This is a genomic window from Mycobacterium pseudoshottsii JCM 15466, assembly GCF_003584745.1.
Classification (GTDB): domain Bacteria; phylum Actinomycetota; class Actinomycetes; order Mycobacteriales; family Mycobacteriaceae; genus Mycobacterium; species Mycobacterium marinum.
In genome coordinates, this window is record NZ_AP018410.1 from 2,169,505 (window position 1) to 2,188,528 (window position 19,024).

Sequence of the window (19,024 nt, forward strand, 5' to 3'; positions counted from 1 at the left end):
AACCGGTCGAACCGGCGCGCGCCGAGACACTAGTTTGGTGACGTGCTGAGCGCCATCGCGATCATCCCGTCCGCGCCTGTGCTTGTCCCCGAACTGACCGGACTGGCCGGCGCCGAAGTGGCCGACCTGAGGTCGGCGGTGGTCGCAGCGGCGAGCTCGTTGCCGAACCACTGGGTTGGCATCGGGGTCGGCCCCGAAGATCAGGTAGCCGGCCCCGACGCGGTCGGGACTTTTGCGGGCTTCGGGGTAGACGTGCAGGTCCGCCTTGCCCCAGCGCTTGGCGAGCAACCGGGTCCGCCGTCCGACCTTCCGCTCTGCGCATTGCTGGCGGGTTGGGTTCGCGGTCAGGTACGGCCCGCCGCCACCGCGAAAATCCAGGTCTACGCCCACGGCCGGGAATCCGAAGACGCACTGGTGCAGCGCAAGCTACTGCGCGCCGAGATCGACCGGACGGCCGATCCGGTCGGTGTGCTCGTCGTTGCCGACGGCGTCAATACGTTGACCCCAAGCGCGCCGGGCGGCTATGACCCCACCGGCGCCCCGGCCCAACTGCTCCTTGACGACGCGCTGGCCGGCGGTGACGTCGCCGCCCTGGCGCGGTTGCCCGAACGAGTGCTCGGGCGCCCCGCGTTCCAGGTGCTGGCCGGCCTTTGCGGTGCCGGGCCCCGATCGGCCACGGAGCTCTATCGCGGGGCACCCTTCGGTGTGGGGTGCTTCGTCGGTGTCTGGCAGCCATGAGACCACTGGCGATCATCGGCCCGACGGGCAGCGGAAAGTCGCAACTGGCGCTCGACGTGGCCGAGCGGCTGGCCGGCGAGGTACCCGCGGAGATCGTGAACGCCGACGCGATGCAGCTCTATCGCGGCATGGACATCGGCACCGCGAAGCTGTCGGTCGCAGCGCGCCGTGGCATCCCGCATCATCAACTCGACGTCCTCAACGTCGCCGAAACGGCGACCGTCGCCCGCTACCAGCAGGCGGCGGCGGCCGACATCGAGGCGATTATCGCTCGCGGGCATGTGCCGATCGTGGTGGGCGGTTCCATGCTCTACGTCCAGTCGCTGCTCGACAACTGGTCGTTTCCGGCAACCGATCCGGCGGTGCGGGCCAGATGGGAAGAATGTCTGGCCGAACTCGGGGTCGGCGAGCTGCACGCCGAACTGGCTCGGCGCGACCCGGCCGCCGCCGCCACGATCCTGCCCACCGACGGTCGCCGCATCGTGCGCGCGCTCGAGGTCATCGAGCTCACCGGGCAGCCGTTCGCCGCATCCGCGCCGCGCATCGGCGCCGCCCAATGGGGCACCGCGATTATCGGGTTGGATTGCGACACAACAATTCTGGATGATCGGCTGGCGGTGCGCACCGATTCGATGTTCGAGCGGGGCCTGGTCGAGGAAGTGCGCGTGTTGCTGCGCGCGGGTCTGCGCGACGGGGTGACCGCCGCGCGTGCGCTGGGTTATGCCCAGGTGCTCGCGGCTCTCGACGCCGGCGGCGGCGCGGAGCTACTCGACGACGCACGTGAGCAGACCTATTTCGGTACCCGCCGTTACGTCCGACGGCAGCGGTCGTGGTTTCGCCGGGACCACCGAGTGCACTGGTGCGACGCCGGCGCAACCGGTCCCTCCGATCGCGTCGCCATGGTCGATGAGGCGCTGCGGGTGTGGCGGCACGTAACCTGATCTGGTGATCTTCGCCAAGGGCCACGGCACCCAGAACGATTTTGTGCTGTTGCCTGACGTGGCGGCCCGGCTGTCGCTGACCGCCGCGCAGGTTGCGGCGCTCTGCGATCGCCGCCGGGGTTTGGGCGCTGACGGCATCCTGCGGGTCACCACCGCGGATGCGGCCGTGGCGGCCGGTGTTCTGCACCGTCTGCCCGACGGTGTCAGTCCGGGCGACTGGTACATGGACTACCGCAACGCCGACGGGTCGACCGCTCAGATGTGTGGCAACGGCGTGCGAGTGTTCGCCCATTACCTGCGAGCCAGCGGGTTGGAGACGCGCGATGAGTTCGTGGTCGGGTCACTGGCCGGCCCGCGGCCGGTTACCGTGCACCACGCCGATCAGACCCACGCCGACGTCACCGTCGACATGGGCAAGGCCAACAAGCTGGGGCCGGGGGAGGCCGTCGTTGGCGGCAGGCGGTTATCCGGCGTGGCCGTTGACGTCGGTAATCCGCACCTGGCATGCCTTGATCCGGGGCTGACACCGGAGCAGCTGGCAGCGTTGGATGTGGGGGCCCCGGTGAGCTTCGATCACGCGCAATTTCCCGAGGGCGTCAACGTCGAGGTTCTCACCGCGCCGGCCGCCGGCGTGGTGTGCATGCGTGTTCATGAACGCGGCGTTGGTGAAACCCGCTCCTGCGGCACCGGCACCGTCGCCGCCGCCGTCGCCGCGCTGGCGAGCGCAGGACAGGAGACCGGCACGCTGACCGTCCGCATTCCCGGCGGGGATGTCACGGTCAACATCACCGATGCGACCAGCCTGCTGCGCGGGCCGTCGGTGCTGGTCGCCAGCGGTGAGATCAGCGAGGAATGGTGGCGCGATCAACGGCGTTAATTCAGGTGCGCGACACCCATCCACCGTGCACTATTGCTAATTGCCTATGACATATTCCGAATTTCCCGATTCCGTTCGGCGGGCTTCTCAGCCCGCCGCCGAGCCCAGCATCGGCGAGCTCGCCCTCGAAGACCGGTCCGCGCTGCGCCGCGTCGCCGGGCTGTCGACCGAGCTCGCCGACGTCTCCGAGGTCGAGTACCGACAGCTGCGACTGGAGCGTGTGGTGTTGGTCGGCGTGTGGACCGAAGGTACCGCGGCCGACAACCAGGCGAGCCTTGCGGAGCTGGCCGCACTGGCCGAAACCACCGGTTCCCAGGTGCTCGAAGGGCTTATCCAACGTCGTGACGGGCCCGACCCGTCCACCTACATCGGCTCGGGCAAGGCCGCCGAACTACGCGAAGTGGTGGTGGCGACCGGGGCCGACACCGTCATCTGTGATGGCGAATTGTCACCGGCCCAGCTGACCGCCCTGGAGAAGGCGGTCAAGGTCAAAGTCATCGACCGCACCGCGCTGATTTTGGACATCTTTGCCCAGCACGCGACCAGCCGAGAGGGCAAAGCCCAGGTTGCGCTGGCTCAAATGGAGTACATGCTGCCGAGGCTGCGCGGCTGGGGTGAGTCGATGTCGCGGCAGGCCGGTGGCCGAGCCGGTGGCAGCGGCGGCGGGGTCGGCTTGCGCGGCCCGGGTGAGACCAAGATCGAGACCGACCGTCGTCGCATCCGGGAGCGGATGGCCAAGCTACGGCGCGAGATCAAGGCGATGAAGCAGGCCCGCGACACTCAGCGCAGCCGGCGGCTGCATAGCGACGTGCCCTCGATTGCGATCGTCGGCTACACCAACGCCGGCAAGTCCAGCCTGCTCAACGCGCTCACCGGCGCCGGGGTCCTGGTGCAGGACGCGTTGTTCGCGACACTGGATCCAACCACCCGGCGCGCGGAGTTCGACCCCGATTCCAATGGTGCGCGACCCTTTCTGTTCACCGACACCGTCGGTTTCGTGCGCCATCTGCCCACCCAGCTGGTCGAGGCGTTTCGGTCCACGCTGGAAGAGGTCATCGACGCGGATCTGCTGTTACACGTCGTCGACGGCTCCGACCCGAACCCGTTGGCCCAGATCAACGCGGTGCGCCAGGTGATCTCCGAGGTCATCGCCGACGAGGCCACAGGCGGCGGTGAGGCCAGTGATGGGAGGGCCGGCAGTGCCGGCGCCGAGGCGCCGCAGGAGCTGCTGGTCGTCAACAAGGTGGATGCCGCCGGTGACCTGGCATTGGCCGAGCTGCGTCACGCTCTGCCCGGCGCGCTATTCGTCTCCGCACACACCGGCGACGGTATCGATGTGCTCTGGCGCAAGCTGGCAGAGCTCGCCGCTCCCACCGATACCGCCGTGGATGTGGTGATCCCATATGACCGCGGTGACCTGGTGGCGCGCATGCACGCCGATGGGCGGGTGCAGCAGGCGGAGCATCAGCCGGAGGGCACCCGGATCAGGGCCCGGGTGCCTGGTGCACTGGCGGCCACTTTGCGGGAATTCGCTGCATCGCCTGCCGGGCCGGGGGAGTAGCGGCCGCCCGGGTTATTGCCGCAAATTTCGCGTTGGCCTGCCACTCGTTGCAACCGGATGCCCAATAACGGCCCCAACAGGCCTACCAACCGTATGGTTGGTATACGGTGTGCAGCAAGATTATCTTCGGCGGAGGTCTATTCATGGGCAGTGCCATCAAGTACCAGCGCACTCTATTCGAACCTGAGCACGATCTATTCCGCGAGTCTTACCGCGGCTTTCTGGAGCGCCATGTAGCGCCATGTCACGACGAATGGGAAAAGGCCAAGATCGTCGATCGAGGCGTGTGGCTTGAAGCCGGCAAACAAGGTTTCCTCGGCATGGCGGTACCCGAGGAGTACGGCGGCGGGGGCAACCCCGACTTCCGGTACAACACGATCATCACCGAGGAGACCAGCGCCGGGCGCTATAGCGGCATCGGTTTCGGGTTGCACAACGACATCGTGGCCCCCTACCTGCTGGCGTTGGCAACCGAAGAGCAAAAGCAGCGTTGGCTGCCGAAGTTCTGTACCGGGGAGTTCATTACGGCGATCGCGATGACTGAGCCGGGAACCGGCAGTGACCTGCAGGGCATCAAGACCCGCGCCGTCAAGCAGGGTGATCATTACCTGCTGAACGGTTCAAAAACCTTCATCACCAACGGGATCAACGCGGACTTGGTCATCGTGGTAGCTCAGACCGATCCCGAGAAAGGCGCCCAGGGCTTTTCGCTGCTGGTGGTCGAACGCGGGATGGAGGGCTTCGAACGGGGCCGTCATCTCGACAAGATCGGCCTGGATGCCCAGGACACCGCGGAACTGTCCTTCTCCGACGTGCAGGTGCCGGTCGAAAACTTGCTTGGCCAAGAGGGAATGGGCTTCATCTACCTGATGCAGAACCTGCCCCAGGAGCGCATCTCCATCGCCATCATGGCCGCCGCCGGGATGGAATCGGTGCTAGACCAGACGCTGCAATACACCAAGGAACGTAAGGCATTTGGCAGGTCCATTGGCAATTTTCAGAACAGTCGCTTTGTCCTGGCTGAGCTGGCCACCGAGGCCACCATGGTCCGCATCATGGTCGACGAGTTCATCGAGTTGCACCTTGACGGCAAGTTGACGGCCGAGCAGGCCGCCATGGCCAAGTGGTACTCCACCGAGAAGCAGGTGTCCTTGAACGACCGGTGCCTGCAGCTCCACGGGGGCTACGGGTACATGCGCGAATATCCAGTTGCCCGAGCCTATCTGGATTCACGGGTGCAGACGATTTACGGTGGCACAACCGAAATCATGAAAGAGATCATCGGCCGCAGCCTGGGTATCTAGCCGCACCGCGGTGTGGCTCTGACGGGTCTCACTCGCGCGCTTCGCGCGCGTTGTGGGCCTGTTGCAGCAGCGTTGTCAGCTCCGTGTCCTGCTGCACCTGGGCGCGGTGTTTCAATGGGAGTGAGCTGATTTCGTCTTCGGCCTGTAGCAGCGCTGCGAAGATCCCTTCTCGTTCGACCGGATCCGCCGGGTGATGCAGATCGAGATACTCCAGGGCGTGTCGACGGGCTCGGGCAGCGGCGTTTTCCCTGCGTCCGCGTACCGAAACCAATGACGCCACCGTTGTGAGAAGTAGGACGACGACAATCACGGTCAACGACATCGCGGTGCTCATCTCCACGGTCGTGACCGGCCTGCCCCGGTTAATGAATGCAATGGTGTTGTGATGCAACGCTTCTAGCATCAGCTTGATGCCGATGAAGCCCAGAATCGTCGCTAGGCCGTAGGGCAGATAGATCAGCCGGTACAGCAGCAGGGCTCCGGCGTTGTTGATTAGCAGGCTTGTGAGCTGGGTTGATGATCTTTGGTGCCGCGCTATTGGGGCCGGAGTGTAGGCACGGGCTATCTGGAGAACGATCGAGTTGGTTACTGTTCGTCGTTGGTCTGGAGTTGCCCGTGCCTACCGTTTCAGTATTGCGTGTGTCGTCGGTTCCAGAGGTGTTCGACTGCTGGAGTCCTGGTGAGCGCAGCGAGTTCATCGGATCGGAGTTTCTCGATGTGTTGGCCTCGGTGCCAGACCCGAGGGGCCCACGCGGTCGGAGGTATTCGCTGGTGGCTTTGTTGGCGATCGCGGTTCTGGCCACTGCCGCGGGGATGCGCGGCTATGCTGGTTTTGCCACATGGGCGGCCACCGCTCCCGATGATGTGTTGGCCCAATTAGGGGTCCGGTTCCGGCGGCCCAGTGAGAAGACCTTCCGCGCTGTTTTGTCTCGGCTAGACCCCGCCGACCTCAACGCCAGGATGGGCAGTTACTTCACTGCACACGTGGCCAGCCGCGACCCCAGTGGATTGGTGCCGATCGCGTTGGACGGCAAGATGCTGCGTGGTGCTTTACGCGCCAAAGCGACAGCCACGCATCTCGTGTCGGTGTTCGCCCACCGTGCCCGATTGGTGCTCGGTCAACTCGCTGTCGCCGAGGAAAGCAATGAAATTCCCTGCGTACGTGCCCTGCTCACGCTGCTGCCGGGTAGCTTGCGGTGGCTGGTCACCGTGGATGCGATGCATACCCAGGTCGTCACCGCGAAGTTGATCTGCGCCACCTTGAAGTCGCACTACCTGATGATCGTCAAGTCCAACCAAGCCAAAATATTTGCGCGTATCACCGCGCTGCCCTGGGCCGAGGTGCCCGCAGCCGCTACCGACGACTCCCGCGGCCACGGCCGTGTCGAGACCCGCACCCCGCAAATCATCACCGCTGCACGAGGAATCGGCTTCCCCTACGCAAAACAAATCATCCGGATCACTCGTGAACGCTTGATCACCGCCACCGACCAGCGCAGCGTGGAGGTGGTCTATGCCATCTGCAGCCTGCCGTTCGAGCACGCCCGCCCTACCGCGATCATGACCTGGATGCGTCAACACTGGGGAATCGAGAACAGCCTGCACTGGATACGCGACGTCACCTTCGACGAAGACCGTCAAAGGGCACATACCGGAAACGGCGCACAGGTCCTAGCAGCGCTACGCAACACCGCGATCAATCTGCACCGCCTCAACGGCGCCGACAACATCGCCGAAGCCTGCCGGATCACCGCTTTGACCGCCAACCGCCGCCTAGACCTCCTCAATCCACAATTCCCCAGCTCACAAGCCCGCTAATCAACAACGCCGGAGCCCTGGGTACAGCAGATTGTCGATCAGAAAGTACAACTGTCGCAGACCCAACAATGAGAACGCGGTCGCAGCGAACACCAGATAGACGTTCTGGGTCAGGCCAAACAGCGCCGGCACCGAGTCGAACGCGAACAGCACGTCGCTGCCGCCAACCGCGAGCATTACCAGAAGCAGCGGAGTCATGACCCGACTTTCGTTCTCCACGATAAAAAATCGGTCGCCGTTGTAGTTCTGGGAGGTACGCAGGAACCGATTGGCCAGGCGGATGGCGAGATTGTCGGCGTCGCGGCTTTCCGCTGCGGCGGGTTTGGCGAGGTTACCCGCCATGATCAGCAGCGTCAGACCGAACACATAGAAGGCCGCGTTGAAGTGTTCGATGACTGCGCCACCGAGCAGGATGAAACCGGTGCGTGCGATGAGTGCGAATGCAACACCGAACAGCAAGACCTTCTGCTGAGCGACCCGTGGGACCCCGAAGCTGCTGATCACCACCAGGAAGACGAATAGGTTGTCGACAGAAAGGGCTTCGTTGCTCAAGTAGCCCGCGAAGTATTCGATCCCCATGCCGATGCTGCCGAAGATCACCACGCCGACACCGAACAGGATCGCAACCCCGATGTAGATCGCTGACCATAAAGCGGCTTCACGCAGCGTCGGCACGTGGGTATGACGTACGTGAAATACGTAGTCGAACAGCATCAGAGCCGCGACCATCACGATCGTGAGGGCCCAGACAATAGTGGGAACACCCATTTCCAGCTGGGTTTCCTCTCGCGGTGTAAGTCGAGTTAGGCTCGTGCGCACGGTAACCTAATCGCCGTGCGGGTAGCAGTTCGGTTCATCGCGAAAGGAGCTCGGCCCCGCATCGATTCGACATCAGCTGGGTATCCGTTTCGTAATATCTGCGAATTGACTTCGCATTTGTCACTCGCTGTAGCAAAGTAATGGGGGCCCCTGGCAGCGACGCGGATCGTAGCTAGAGGACGGCTCAAGGGTGGCGGTCCATTGAAACGCTAGGCGGGGCAGCGGCATCGGCTGGGAGGCTTGGTGAACGGGCAGAGAGGTCAATTGAGCAGGCTGATTGGGCGTGCATTGCTCAGTTTGGCGGCTTCGGTGGTGGCAGTCACGTTGCTGGCGCCTACCGCGACGGCGTCGCCGATCGGCGACGCCGAAGCCGCCATGATGGAAGCTTGGGACAAGGCCGGCGGCGATACGTCAACACTCGGTGCCCGCAAGGGCGACGTTTATCCCGTCGGTGACGGATTCGCGCTGGACTTCGACGGCGGAAAGATGTTCTTCACCCCGCAGACTGGGGCCAAGTACATGTACGGCCCGATTCTGGCGAAGTATGACGAGCTAGGCGGTCCGGCAGACAGCGATCTGGGCTTTCCGACGATTAATGAAGTCCCCGGTCTGGCCGGCCCCGATAGCCGGGTGAGCACCTTCTCCGCCAGCGACAACCCGGTGATCTTCTGGACGCCCGACCACGGGGCGTTCGTCGTGCGTGGCGCGATGAACGCCGCGTGGGACAAGCTGGGCAGCTCCGGCGGTGTATTGGGTGCCCCGATAGGGGACGCGACATTCGACGGCGAGGTCACTTCGCAGAAGTTCACCGGCGGCGAGGTGTCCTGGAACCGGCAGACCAAGGAGTTCACCACCACCCCGACGGTACTGGCCGATCAGCTCAAGGGCCTGCAGGTGGCGATCGACCCCACCGCGGCCATCAATATGGCCTGGCGCGCCGCCGGCGGCGCCACCGGCCCGTTGGGCGCCAGGAAGGGCGCCCAGTACCCGATCGGCGGCGATGGTATCGCCCAGGAGTTCGAGGGCGGAAAGGTCTTCTTCAGCCCGGCTACCGGTGCGAACGCGGTCGAGGGCGAGATTCTGGCGAAGTACGAGTCGCTGGGTGGGCCGGTGAGCAGCGACCTTGGTTTCCCCACCGCCAACGAGTCTGACGGCGGCATCGAGCCGGCGAGCCGGGTCGCTGCCTTCTCGGCGGCCGACAAGCCGGTGATCTTCTGGACGCCCGATCACGGCGCCTTCGTCGTGCGCGGAGCCATGAAGGTCGCCTGGGACAAGCTCAAGGGTGCCACCGGGAAACTGGGCGCACCGGTCGCCGATCAGACCGAGGCCGGCGATGTGGTGTCGCAGAAGTTCACCGGCGGCACGATTTCGTGGAACCGGGCGACCAATAGTTTCAGCACCGACCCGGCGAACCTGGCGCCGCTGCTCTCGGGCCTTCAGGTGTCCGGCCAGAATCAGCCCAGCACGTCGGCGGCGCCCCCGCACAGCAAGAAGTTCACCTGGCATTGGTGGTGGCTGGCGGCCGCCATCCCGGTGCTGCTGCTGGTGGTATTCCTCGTGGTGATGGCTGTTGGCCTGCGCCGGCGTCGCGCCGGCCAGGAGACCCACGGCTATGAGCCGGCCGAGCACGATGCGGAATCCGGCTACGACGCCATCGGTGGCCAGTGGCCCCATGACGAGTTGGACTTCGGTTCCGAACACTTCCCGCCTGATGATCACGATCTGGCGCATGCGGCGTCGGACTCCGGCACCGGGGCCCGGGTCAGCTGGCCGCGTGGTGGTGGTGGCCCTGCCTACGGCGAGGAGATGCCGCCCTCGTTCCACGAAGATTTCGAGCGGGACGAGTTCGCACACGAGGACTTCGAACATGAAGACTTCGAAGATGAGGACTTCGAGCACGAAAACTTCGAACACGAGGACTTCGGGGCCGATGACGAAGACCCCGACGCGGTGGACACCACACCCACCCCCGTGATCTCCATCGCCGACTTGGCCGAAGCGGTGCGGCAGGAGACCGCCGTGCCGGAAACCGCGGTCACCGAGGCCTTCGGGCTACCGCACCGGTATGTTCCGGAACCAGTCGTTCCGGAGACCGCGGCACCGGAGGCAGCGGTTCCGGAAACCGCGGTCCACGAGGACGATTTCCCGAAAAGCTTCATGCCCGGCGGTGGTACCGCAGACGCCACGACCGAGATCCGCGTGCTCCCGGAAGCGGCCGGATCGCCTCGTCCACCCAGGGCCGGACGGCACGCCGCGGCCGAAACGGCGGAGGATGACTCCGAGGACGAGGTCACCGTGCATGCTCGGCAAGCCCATGCCCCAGCGGCCGCCGCAGCTGGGCCAAGCGCGGGGGCGCGACCGACGATCCACATGCCGCTCGACCACGACCCGTACCAGGCGCCGGAGGGATATCCCATCAAGGCCAGCGCCCGCTTCGGCCTGTACTACACGCCGAGCAGTGCGCTGTACTACGACACCCTTGCCGAGATCTGGTTCGCCACCGAAGCGGCCGCGCAAGCCAACGGTTTCATCAAGGCCGACTAGAGGGCCGCACTGCCCGTGGTGGTTGGCACCCCGGGTGCCGCTATATCTTGCGGATAACCGTGACCACCTTGCCGAGCACGGTCGCGTCATTGCCGGGGATCGGATCAAAGGCGGGGTTGTGCGGCATCAGCCATATCTGGCCTCCCGCGCGCTTGAACGTCTTGACCGTCGCCTCGCCGTCGATCATCGCCGCAACGATATCGCCGTTGTCTGCGACGTTCTGCTGTCGCACCACCACCCAGTCGCCGTCACAGATCGCGGCTTCGACCATGGACTCCCCGACAACCTTGAGCAGAAACAGTGTTCCCTGGCCAACCAGCTCACGCGGTAGCGGGAACACATCTTCGACGGCTTCCTCGGCCAGGATCGGTCCGCCGGCCGCGATGCGTCCCAGGACCGGGACAAACGTGGGTTCCGGCAGCGCGTCCGAACCCGCGACATCGGTGACCGGGGCGGCGGTCACCGTGTCGTCAGCGCCACGCACGTCGACGGCGCGGGGGCGATTGGGGTCGCGGCGCAGATAGCCCTTGCGCTCCAGGGTGCGTAGTTGGTGCGCGACCGACGAGGTCGACGTCAAGCCGACGGCATCGCCGATCTCCCGGATGCTCGGTGGGTATCCGCGATCGTTCACCGACGTCCGGATGACGTTCAAAATGGTGCGCTGCCGCTCCGTCAACGCCGTGTCTACTAATTGCGCGCGATTGTCCGCTCCACTGGCTCCGTCACTCGCCCCGTCGACCGTGGTGTCGCTGCTGTCGCTCATGGGACTGAATGTAGCCGTACCGCGCCCAAGAATCAAACATGTGTTCGACCAGTGTGTCGCGGGGTTAGTGGCATGCCTCAGGTGCCCGCCGCGGCGGCGCGAACTGGCGAATCACAAAGGTGTAACTCGGCGCGAGGCCGGGTATTCGCAGCAAATGGGAGTTGGTTGCGACCGGCAGGTCTTGTCGGTGGCTTGGTCTAGCGTTTTGCTCGAGCGACACGCCTCGATCAAATGTTCGGTAAATCGAACACGTGAGCGACTACAGTATCGAACACTTGAGCGATAAACCGTCAGCCGGAGGAACGAACATGACACTCATGCAGGCAGTCCAGCCCGTCTCGCCCGCCGTGCCCGTCCGGTTGGGCACCCGTGAGGCGCGCAGGTTCATTCGAGGGCCGGTCGGGGGGGCCATCCACGAGCCTGTCACCGGCCGGGGCAGGCTGGCCACGTCGCGGCGGGTCCGCCCATCGCGTCCGGCTGTTGCCCCGCTGAGCTACCGGGGCACCGGTGTGGCGCTGTCGGCCACGGCCCATCGCCGGCGTCCCGCTTCGGTTGCGACGACGGTGGGCCTGGCGCTGCTCGCCGCGATCATCACGCTCTGGCTGGGGTTGGTCGCCCACTTCGGCGAGATGGCCAATGGCGGCTCCGCCAATGTGTCACCCATCTCATCGGGCGTGCCGGACCGGCTCGCGGTGGTCCGGGTGGACGCGGGGGAGTCGCTGCAGGACGTGGCGGCTCGAGTCGCTCCGGACGCGCCGGTTCGACAGGTCGTCGAGCGCATCCGGGAATTGAACGCGTTGGGCTCGTCGATGCCGGCTTCCGGGCAGACGCTGATTGCGCCGGTTGGCTAGCGCACTCCGATGAACAGCGAAAACCGCTCCACATCAACGCTCCTCGGCTACCGCGGCGTCGAGCGGAGGTGGATTGCGACGGCGTTGGCAGTGCGGGGGAGCGCGCAGGTACTCTCGGAAAGGTCCGAGGTACCGCATTGTCAGGACGCCGAAGGAGCGGCCATGCATTGTCCGTTCTGCCGGCATCCCGATTCCCGGGTGATCGATTCGCGGGAAACCGATGAGGGCCAGGCCATTCGGCGTCGCCGGTCATGTCCGGAATGCGGGCGACGATTCACCACTGTCGAGACCGCGGTCCTTGCCGTGGTCAAGCGCAGCGGTGTCTCAGAACCATTCAGTCGGGAGAAAGTCATCAGCGGGGTGCGCCGGGCGTGCCAGGGGCGCCAAGTTGACGACGACGCGCTGAACCTGCTTGCCCAGCAGGTGGCGGACTCGGTTCGCGCCGCTGGCTCGCCGGAAATCCCCAGTCACGAAGTCGGCCTGGCCATCCTTGGGCCGCTGCGTGAACTCGACGAGGTGGCTTACCTGCGATTTGCATCGGTGTATCGCTCGTTCTCCTCGGCCGAGGATTTCGAGCGCGAAATCGAGGCGTTGCGCGCACACCGCCAGGTTCCTACTTCGAGCTGAGCCATTGCCGCCTCGTTAGGCTGGCCCCATGCCTGCCGACTTGCACCCGGATCTTGATGCGCTGGCCCCGCTGCTGGGCACCTGGGCGGGACAAGGTGCCGGCGAGTATCCGACGATCGAGCCGTTCGAATATCTCGAAGAGGTTGTGTTCTCTCATGTAGGCAAGCCGTTCCTGGTTTACGCACAGAAGACCAGGGCAGTTGCCGACGGGACGCCGTTGCATGCGGAGACCGGATATCTGCGCGTGCCGAAACCAGGCCAGGTCGAGCTGGTCCTGGCTCATCCGAGTGGCATCACCGAAATCGAGGTGGGCACCTATTCGGCAAGCGGCGGGGTGATCGAGATGGAAATGGTCACCACGGCCATCGGCATGACCCCCACGGCAAAAGAGGTGACTGCGCTGAGCCGATCTTTCCGGATGGTCGGAGACGAGCTGTCCTACCGGCTGCGCATGGGAGCGGTCGGACTGCCGCTGCAACACCATCTGGGCGCTCGGTTGCGCCGAAAGTCCTGATCCGCCCGGTCAGTCGACGTGCGTCACGCCGTCGCTGACGACTCGTCCGGCAACCGCGACCCAGCCTTCGGCACTCCAGGTCGTGTTGATTATTGATCCCTTGCCCTGGGTGATGGTGAGGTCGCGGCTGAGGTAGTCGGTAAGCCGCATTGCGGCGGAACCGGTTGCTTCGTCTTCCTCGACTCCCAGGTTGGAGGCGAACATCCGCGACCGCAGCTCACCGGCGGCGTCGTCGGTCCATGTCCATAGGTAGTGCGCCGTGTCATCGGCAAAGTCAGAGGGGTCGGCGGCCGCGAGGGCATCAGGGGAATCCAAGTCGTGGATAGCGAATTCGGGTGCGCACTCCGCGCGGGCGCTGATCGTGGTGAGGTCGCGGTCGTGATGCACCTGCACGAGACCGGCCGGCACCTGCAGGGTGTTGACCGGTGTTCCCTGCTCGCGCAGCCACCAGGACGCACCAACGGTCGGGTGGCCGGCGAATGCGATGTCGGTGCGGGGGGTGTAGATGGTGGCGTGTGCGGTGTGCGAGCCGGTGGCCGGAAGGTCGACGAAAACTGTTTCGCTGTAGGCCAATCGGCTCGCCAGATGCTGCCGGTCACGGGGTTCAACCTTGCTGGCGTCGACCACCCCGAGTGGATTCCCGAAGTTGCCGATTGGATCGGTGAAGACCCGCAACACCGTTACGTCGATGCCCATGGCCCGACTCTACGACGCCGTCCTAGGCGTCGGCATAAGGGCTGGTCAGGTGGCGCTGCGTTCGTCAGAACCCATGGCGCTGAGCACCGCCACGCGGGTGTCGGCCGGGCCCGAAACGGTTCGTTCACCGCCGCCAGTGCGCAGCAGTTCCCGAAGCGCCGCTTGATCGTATTCGGGAGGCTGGGTGCTGTCGATGAAGCGCAGGACGATGTCGATAAAACGAGCGGGGTCGTCGTGGAACGGGAAATGTCCGGATCCCTCGAAGACCTCGAGCTTGGATCCCGGCATGGCCGCGTGTGCCATTTCGGCGTGGCGAACCGGGACCACGGCATCTCGACTGCCCCAGATGATCTGCACCGGGATGGCCTGGGTCAAGTAGCAGCGATCGAGCATCGTGACGATCTGGCCGCGCCAGTCGACCACGGCCCGCAATGTGCGGGTGAAAGCCGACGAGGCCGTTGGTTCGGGGAGGTCGTCGAGTATTCGCAGCACATTGGGAAGGTCTTGGCCGAGCGCGGTGGAGCCGAGTGCCATGCCCAACACCTTGCCGGCGAGCTGAACCGTTGGCAGGACCATGGGCAGCCGCAACAACGCCAACGCCTCGGCGCCCATCGGCAGCGAGGCCAAACGGAAGACGACGTTGACATCCTTGGTAACTCCACCGGCCCCGACCAGAATGAGTCGGTCCACCAACTGTGGGAACTGGTAGGCGAATTGCATGGCAACGCCGCCGCCGAGCGAATGGCCGATGATGGTCACGCGCTCGATGTCGAGCACGCTGAGCAGGTCGCGCATGCCGTTGGCATAGGCCGCGATCGAGTAGTCGGCGCGCGGCTTGTCGGACCTTCCGTGCCCCAGCAGATCGGGGGCGATGACGGTGAACCGCTGGGCGAGCTTGGCGTGAATACCGGTCCAAGTGGTGGAATTGTCGCCAATCCCGTGGATTAGCAGGATCGCGGGACCTGACCCGGCGATCCGGAACGCTCGCTTGTATCCGTGGATGGTGCGGAACTGAAGCGACGGCGCAGTCACTTCCCGCACCGGGCGAAGATTGCGCTTGCGCTCGGTCATCTCGGCAACCTCATTGTCTGGCCGACCGGGGCGTATTTTTTGGGGGCGTTATGGCTGGTCGTCGTCGTCGAACTTCTTCTCTGCCTGCTGGGCCAAGAATCGTTCGAACTCCGCGCCCAGCTCGTCGCCACTAGGCAGATCCTCGTCGCGCGTTAGCAGTGATCTGTTTTCCTGGGCGTCGATGAACGCATCGTACTGGCGCTCGAGGGCTGCCACCACTTGAGCGACTTCCGCGCTTGCCTGTACTTGCTCATCGATCTTGGCTCCGACCTGCGCCGATGCGTCTGTTAGTGCGGCTAGAGGAAGGTCCAGTGAACCGGTCTTGGCCACCTGTTCCAGCAGTGCCTGCGCGGCAGCGGGGTAGTCGGTTTGGGTGAGGTAGTGGGGGACGTGCACGGTGAATCCGACGACCTCGTGGCCATGCTGAGCCATCCGGTACTCCAACAGGTTGGATGCGCTCGCCGGAACCTGGATTTCGGAAATCCACGGTTGGAAGTCCGCGATGAGCTCCGGGTTGTTGGAGTGAGCGGTCATCGTGACGGGACGCGTGTGCGGGACGGCCATGGGAACGGTGCCCAATCCGATGGTCTGGCGCACCCCCAGCCGCTCGGCCAGCAGGCGAACAGCGGTGATGAACCGCTCCCATTTCAGGTCGGGTTCCATCCCGGCCAACAGCAGAAACGGTGTGCCGACACTGTCACGCAGTGCGTAAAGGCTCAGCTCTGGATCGTCATACTTGGTGAAGTGGTCGGTCTTGAACGTCATCATCGGTCGCCGCGAGCGATAGTCCAATAACTCGTCGATCGCGAACGACGCGACCAGCTCGGTGTCCAAACCATCCTTGAGGTGGGTGGCGGCTAGCCGGATCGCATGACCGGCGTCGGAGAAGCCCTCCAAAGCATGCACCAACACCGGACCGCGGCCATCGGACGTCGACAACTGGGGCGCGGGGAACTCAAGCTCATACATGCCGGATTGGCCCGGCTGGTAGTCCTGCGCCTCGCCTGGGTCTTGGTCATGCGCCATGGGTGTTGCCTCCTCTCAGGGGTCGGACCAGGGTGCCCTGATCAGTGTCTCGCAGATCAGTGGGCACCAGTGACTAATTACAAACTCGTTTGTTCGTTTCATACATAACGCGCGAGCGCCCGGCTGTATTCGCTGTCGCCGGCGTCATGCGGTGGCGCGGGTTGCTGACAAGTGTATTGGCGAGGTGAAAGCGATCCGCATCCGCTTGCCGCCCGGCGGTGGGGCCAGATGGGTCAAGATGGGTGTCGATGCGCAACCTGGCTGCGGTGATTTGCTTGTGGGGCGGCCTGGCGCTGCTACTGAGTTGCTGCGGGCGGCCAACCAGCCAAGCCCCCAGCGCCGGTGAGCGGTCTGAGCAAACTTCCTTGCCCGGGCAGCGGTCCAGCCCGCCCGGCAACCAGGCCGCGGTGGCCGTCCCGGTGGATCCGGACCCGCGGGTGGCGCGATCTTCCTCGATGACGGGCCGGTGCACATCTGCACGGGCGCGGTGTTGCATTCGACCAGCGGTGACCTCGTCCTGACCGCCGCGCATTGCCTGCTGGGCGGTCACACGGCGGTGTCCTTCATCCCGGGATTCGGCGGCGCCGACCCGCCGCCGTCGAGATGGAAGATCGACCAGGTCTATTTCGATCCACGCTGGATCGCCAACCAGGATCCGCGCGCCGACTACGCGATCGCCCGCGTCAGCGGCGATGGATCGCTGCAAGCACGGGTCGGCTCCGCGCTGCTGTTGGGCCGAGCCCCGGCGCGGGGCGCCCCGGTGACCGTCACCGGCTACCCGGCGGGTCTGGATGACACGCCCATCGCCTGTTCGGCGAACACCGAGGTCACGGAGGGCGGGTTTCCGGAATTGTCATGCGACGGCCTGGTGGCCGGCACAAGCGGGGCGCCCTGGGTCAGTGCTGGGACCGTCACTGGGGTAATCGGTGGTCTAGAAGGCGGTGGCTGCACCGAGAGCGTCTCGTATTCGGCACCGTTGGACGAACACGCCGCTGCCCTTCTGGTTCGTGCCGAAGCCGGCGGACCCGGCGACGACCCGCCGGTCGAGTTCGACGACGCGTGCTTGTGAGGCCCGATCAGCGGCGGAACTGGTTGAGCGCCCGGACCTTGTTCATCACGTCGAGCGCGGCCACCTTGTAGGCCTCGGAGAAGGTCGGATAGTTGAACACCGCCTCGACCAGGTACTCGACTGTGCCGCCGCAGCCCATGATGGCCTGCCCGATGTGCACCATCTCGGTGGCGCTGGTACCGAAGATGTGCACGCCCAGCAGGGTGAGATCTTCGGTGGAGACCAGCAGCTTGAGCATGCCGTAGGAGTCGCCGGCGATCTGACCGCGGGCCAGCTCGCGGTAGCGTGCTACGCCCACCTCGTAGGGGATCGAGTTCTTGGTCAGCTCCACCTCGGTGGCCCCGACGTAGGAAATCTCGGGGATGGAGTAGATGCCGATCGGCTGCAGTTCGGTGATGCCGTCGGTGGGTTCGCCGAATGCGTGGTAGGCGGCGAGACGGCCCTGCTCCATCGATGTTGCGGCTAGCGCCGGGAAGCCGATGACGTCGCCCACCGCGTAGATGTGTTCGACCTTGGTCCTGAACTTGTCATCCACCCAGATCCGCCCGCGACCTTCGACCTCGAGTCCGGCGTTGGCCAGATCCAGGTGGTCGGTCTGGCCTTGGCGTCCGGCGGAGTACATCACCGTTTCGGCGGGGATCTGCTTGCCGCTGGCCAGGGTGGTGACCGTTCCCGCTGAGCCGACGTCGACCGCGGTGACCTCTTCGCCGAACCGGAATGTCACCGCCAGATCGCGCAGGTGGAATTTCAGCGCTTCGACGACCTCGGGATCGCAGAAGTCGAGCATGTTGTCCCGCTTCTCGACGACGGTCACCTTGGTGCCCAGCGCGGCGAACATCGACGCGTACTCGATCCCGATCACTCCGGCGCCCACCACGACCATCGAGGCCGGCAGCGACTTGAGATCCAGGATCCCGTCGGAGTCGAGGACCTTGTCTTCGTCGAACTCGACCCCGGATGGCCGGGCCGGCCTGGTGCCGGTGGCAATGACGATGTAATCGCCTGTCACCGTGGTCTTTTCCCGGTGTGTCTGGTCTTCGACCACGATGCTGTGCGGGTCGACGAAGCGGCCATGGCCGACGATCAGGTCGACCCGGTTGCGCATCAGCTGGTTACGCACCACGTCGACTTCCTTGCCGATCACGTGCTGAGTCCGTGCCAGCAGGTCGGCGGGGGTGATTCGGTCCTTGACGCGGTAGCTGGCTCCGTAGAGTTCGCGCTGGTTCATGCCGGTGAGGTAAAGCACCGCCTCGCGCAACGTCTTTGACGGGATGGTGCCCGTATTGACGCATACCCCGCCCAGCATGCGGCCGCGCTCGATGATCGCGACGGATTTACCCAATTTGGCCGAGGCGATGGCGGCCTTCTGGCCGCCAGGCCCAGAACCAATAACCACCATGTCGTATTCGCGCATCGACCCCATGGAATAGACAGTAGAACGCACAGTGGGCAATTCGTCCACAGGAGGGCAGTTGGGTCGCCCGGTGTGTGCACCGGCTGACGGTGTGCAGGGCCAGCGTTGAGGCCTATGACGAAGCATCGATCTGAATTTGAACTGAATCGTCCTGCCGCACTTATTGCGGCACTTCTGGCCATTCTCGGATTCGTGCCGGAAAAGTCTCTGGTCTTGGTATCTCTCGATGACGGCGAACTGGGTTCGGTGCTGCGCGCCGACTTGTCCGAGGACCTTGTTGACCCAGGGCTCCGGCGTTGTTGATTAGCAGGCTTGTGAGCTGGGTTGATGATCTTTGGTGCCGCGCTATTGGGGCCGGAGTGTAGGCACGGGCTATCTGGAGAACGATCGA

15 protein-coding genes and 4 pseudogenes are annotated in these 19,024 nt (G+C 64.8%); 12 read left to right on the forward strand and 7 right to left on the reverse strand.

Annotated elements, in window-relative coordinates; genetic code table 11:
• Nucleotides 1-42: 42 nt before the first annotated feature.
• The 5 genes from MPSD_RS09840 to MPSD_RS09860 all read left to right on the forward strand — a co-directional run bounded on the left by MPSD_RS09840 (nucleotide 43) and on the right by MPSD_RS09860 (nucleotide 5,421).
• Nucleotides 43-738, forward strand: a complete 696-nt coding sequence (locus MPSD_RS09840) for a class III extradiol ring-cleavage dioxygenase family protein (RefSeq protein WP_020787995.1) — start codon at nucleotides 43-45, stop codon at nucleotides 736-738.
• A complete protein-coding gene (gene miaA / locus MPSD_RS09845; RefSeq protein WP_086085017.1) occupies nucleotides 735-1,679 on the forward strand; it encodes a tRNA (adenosine(37)-N6)-dimethylallyltransferase MiaA in 945 nt (314 codons plus the stop codon). The genes MPSD_RS09840 and miaA overlap by 4 nt, the downstream gene beginning before the upstream one ends.
• 4 nt (nucleotides 1,680-1,683) lie before the next feature.
• Nucleotides 1,684-2,556, forward strand: coding sequence for a diaminopimelate epimerase (dapF, locus tag MPSD_RS09850; protein ID WP_012393772.1), 873 nt, complete (start codon nucleotides 1,684-1,686; stop codon nucleotides 2,554-2,556).
• 46 nt (nucleotides 2,557-2,602) lie between these two features.
• Nucleotides 2,603-4,117, forward strand: a complete 1,515-nt coding sequence (gene hflX, locus MPSD_RS09855) for a GTPase HflX (protein ID WP_086085018.1) — start codon at nucleotides 2,603-2,605, stop codon at nucleotides 4,115-4,117.
• A 143-nt stretch (nucleotides 4,118-4,260) separates the two neighbouring features.
• Entirely contained in the window at nucleotides 4,261-5,421 is a 1,161-nt protein-coding gene (locus MPSD_RS09860) for an acyl-CoA dehydrogenase family protein (RefSeq protein ID WP_020787991.1), read from the forward strand.
• Between the two features lie 28 nt (nucleotides 5,422-5,449).
• On the opposite strand, the pseudogene MPSD_RS09865 reads toward MPSD_RS09860, so the two are convergent.
• Nucleotides 5,450-5,893, reverse strand: a pseudogene (locus tag MPSD_RS09865) (TerC/Alx family metal homeostasis membrane protein); the annotation flags it as partial.
• Between the two features lie 143 nt (nucleotides 5,894-6,036).
• Between MPSD_RS09865 and MPSD_RS09875 the strand changes: the two are divergent.
• A complete protein-coding gene (locus MPSD_RS09875) occupies nucleotides 6,037-7,239 on the forward strand; it encodes an ISAs1 family transposase (protein ID WP_420811894.1) in 1,203 nt (400 codons plus the stop codon).
• Nucleotides 7,240-7,263: 24 nt separating this feature from the next.
• Here the strand turns inward: MPSD_RS09875 and MPSD_RS09880 are convergent.
• Nucleotides 7,264-8,007, reverse strand: a pseudogene (locus MPSD_RS09880) (TerC/Alx family metal homeostasis membrane protein); the annotation flags it as partial.
• Between the two features lie 294 nt (nucleotides 8,008-8,301).
• On the opposite strand from MPSD_RS09880, the gene MPSD_RS09885 reads away from it, so the two are divergent.
• The gene (locus tag MPSD_RS09885) at nucleotides 8,302-10,602 is read left to right on the forward strand and encodes an LGFP repeat-containing protein (RefSeq protein WP_174524139.1); all 2,301 of its coding nucleotides are present in this window, start codon (nucleotides 8,302-8,304) and stop codon (nucleotides 10,600-10,602) included.
• Between the two features lie 40 nt (nucleotides 10,603-10,642).
• On the opposite strand, the gene lexA is transcribed toward MPSD_RS09885, so the two are convergent.
• Complete coding sequence (gene lexA / locus MPSD_RS09890; RefSeq protein WP_020787988.1) at nucleotides 10,643-11,365, reverse strand: transcriptional repressor LexA; 723 nt, start codon at nucleotides 11,363-11,365, stop codon at nucleotides 10,643-10,645.
• Between the two features lie 308 nt (nucleotides 11,366-11,673).
• Between lexA and MPSD_RS09895 the strand changes: the two genes are divergently transcribed.
• The 3 genes from MPSD_RS09895 (at nucleotide 11,674) to MPSD_RS09905 (ending at nucleotide 13,357) form a co-directional block, all read left to right on the forward strand.
• On the forward strand, nucleotides 11,674-12,216 hold the full coding sequence (locus MPSD_RS09895; protein WP_012393778.1) for a hypothetical protein: 543 nt from the start codon (nucleotides 11,674-11,676) through the stop codon (nucleotides 12,214-12,216).
• A gap of 162 nt (nucleotides 12,217-12,378) precedes the next feature.
• On the forward strand, nucleotides 12,379-12,843 hold the full coding sequence (gene nrdR, locus MPSD_RS09900) for a transcriptional regulator NrdR (RefSeq protein ID WP_020787986.1): 465 nt from the start codon (nucleotides 12,379-12,381) through the stop codon (nucleotides 12,841-12,843).
• A 28-nt stretch (nucleotides 12,844-12,871) separates the two neighbouring features.
• Nucleotides 12,872-13,357 (forward strand): peroxynitrite isomerase, encoded by a 486-nt coding sequence (locus MPSD_RS09905; RefSeq protein WP_011741150.1) that lies wholly within the window; start codon nucleotides 12,872-12,874, stop codon nucleotides 13,355-13,357.
• Between the two features lie 9 nt (nucleotides 13,358-13,366).
• On the opposite strand, the gene MPSD_RS09910 is transcribed toward MPSD_RS09905, so the two are convergent.
• Genes MPSD_RS09910 through MPSD_RS09920 form a run of 3 tightly spaced genes read right to left on the reverse strand, consistent with a single transcriptional unit; the run spans nucleotide 13,367 to nucleotide 16,150 of the window.
• The gene (locus tag MPSD_RS09910) at nucleotides 13,367-14,053 is read right to left on the reverse strand and encodes a PhzF family phenazine biosynthesis protein (protein WP_020787985.1); all 687 of its coding nucleotides are present in this window, start codon (nucleotides 14,051-14,053) and stop codon (nucleotides 13,367-13,369) included.
• A 45-nt stretch (nucleotides 14,054-14,098) separates the two neighbouring features.
• Nucleotides 14,099-15,124, reverse strand: a complete 1,026-nt coding sequence (locus MPSD_RS09915) for an alpha/beta fold hydrolase (protein ID WP_012393782.1) — start codon at nucleotides 15,122-15,124, stop codon at nucleotides 14,099-14,101.
• A gap of 48 nt (nucleotides 15,125-15,172) precedes the next feature.
• Nucleotides 15,173-16,150 carry a proteasome assembly chaperone family protein gene (locus MPSD_RS09920; protein ID WP_012393783.1) on the reverse strand — a complete coding sequence of 326 codons (978 nt, stop codon included), beginning with the start codon at nucleotides 16,148-16,150 and terminating at the stop codon, nucleotides 15,173-15,175.
• Between the two features lie 242 nt (nucleotides 16,151-16,392).
• On the opposite strand from MPSD_RS09920, the pseudogene MPSD_RS09925 reads away from it, so the two are divergent.
• Nucleotides 16,393-17,219: pseudogene (locus MPSD_RS09925) on the forward strand (trypsin-like serine peptidase).
• Nucleotides 17,220-17,226: 7 nt separating this feature from the next.
• Here the strand turns inward: MPSD_RS09925 and sthA are convergent.
• Nucleotides 17,227-18,633 carry a Si-specific NAD(P)(+) transhydrogenase gene (gene sthA, locus MPSD_RS09930; protein ID WP_086085828.1) on the reverse strand — a complete coding sequence of 469 codons (1,407 nt, stop codon included), beginning with the start codon at nucleotides 18,631-18,633 and terminating at the stop codon, nucleotides 17,227-17,229.
• A gap of 114 nt (nucleotides 18,634-18,747) precedes the next feature.
• Between sthA and MPSD_RS09935 the strand changes: the two are divergent.
• Nucleotides 18,748-18,915, forward strand: a pseudogene (locus MPSD_RS09935) (DUF4192 family protein); the annotation flags it as partial.
• Nucleotides 18,916-19,024: the final 109 nt, after the last annotated feature.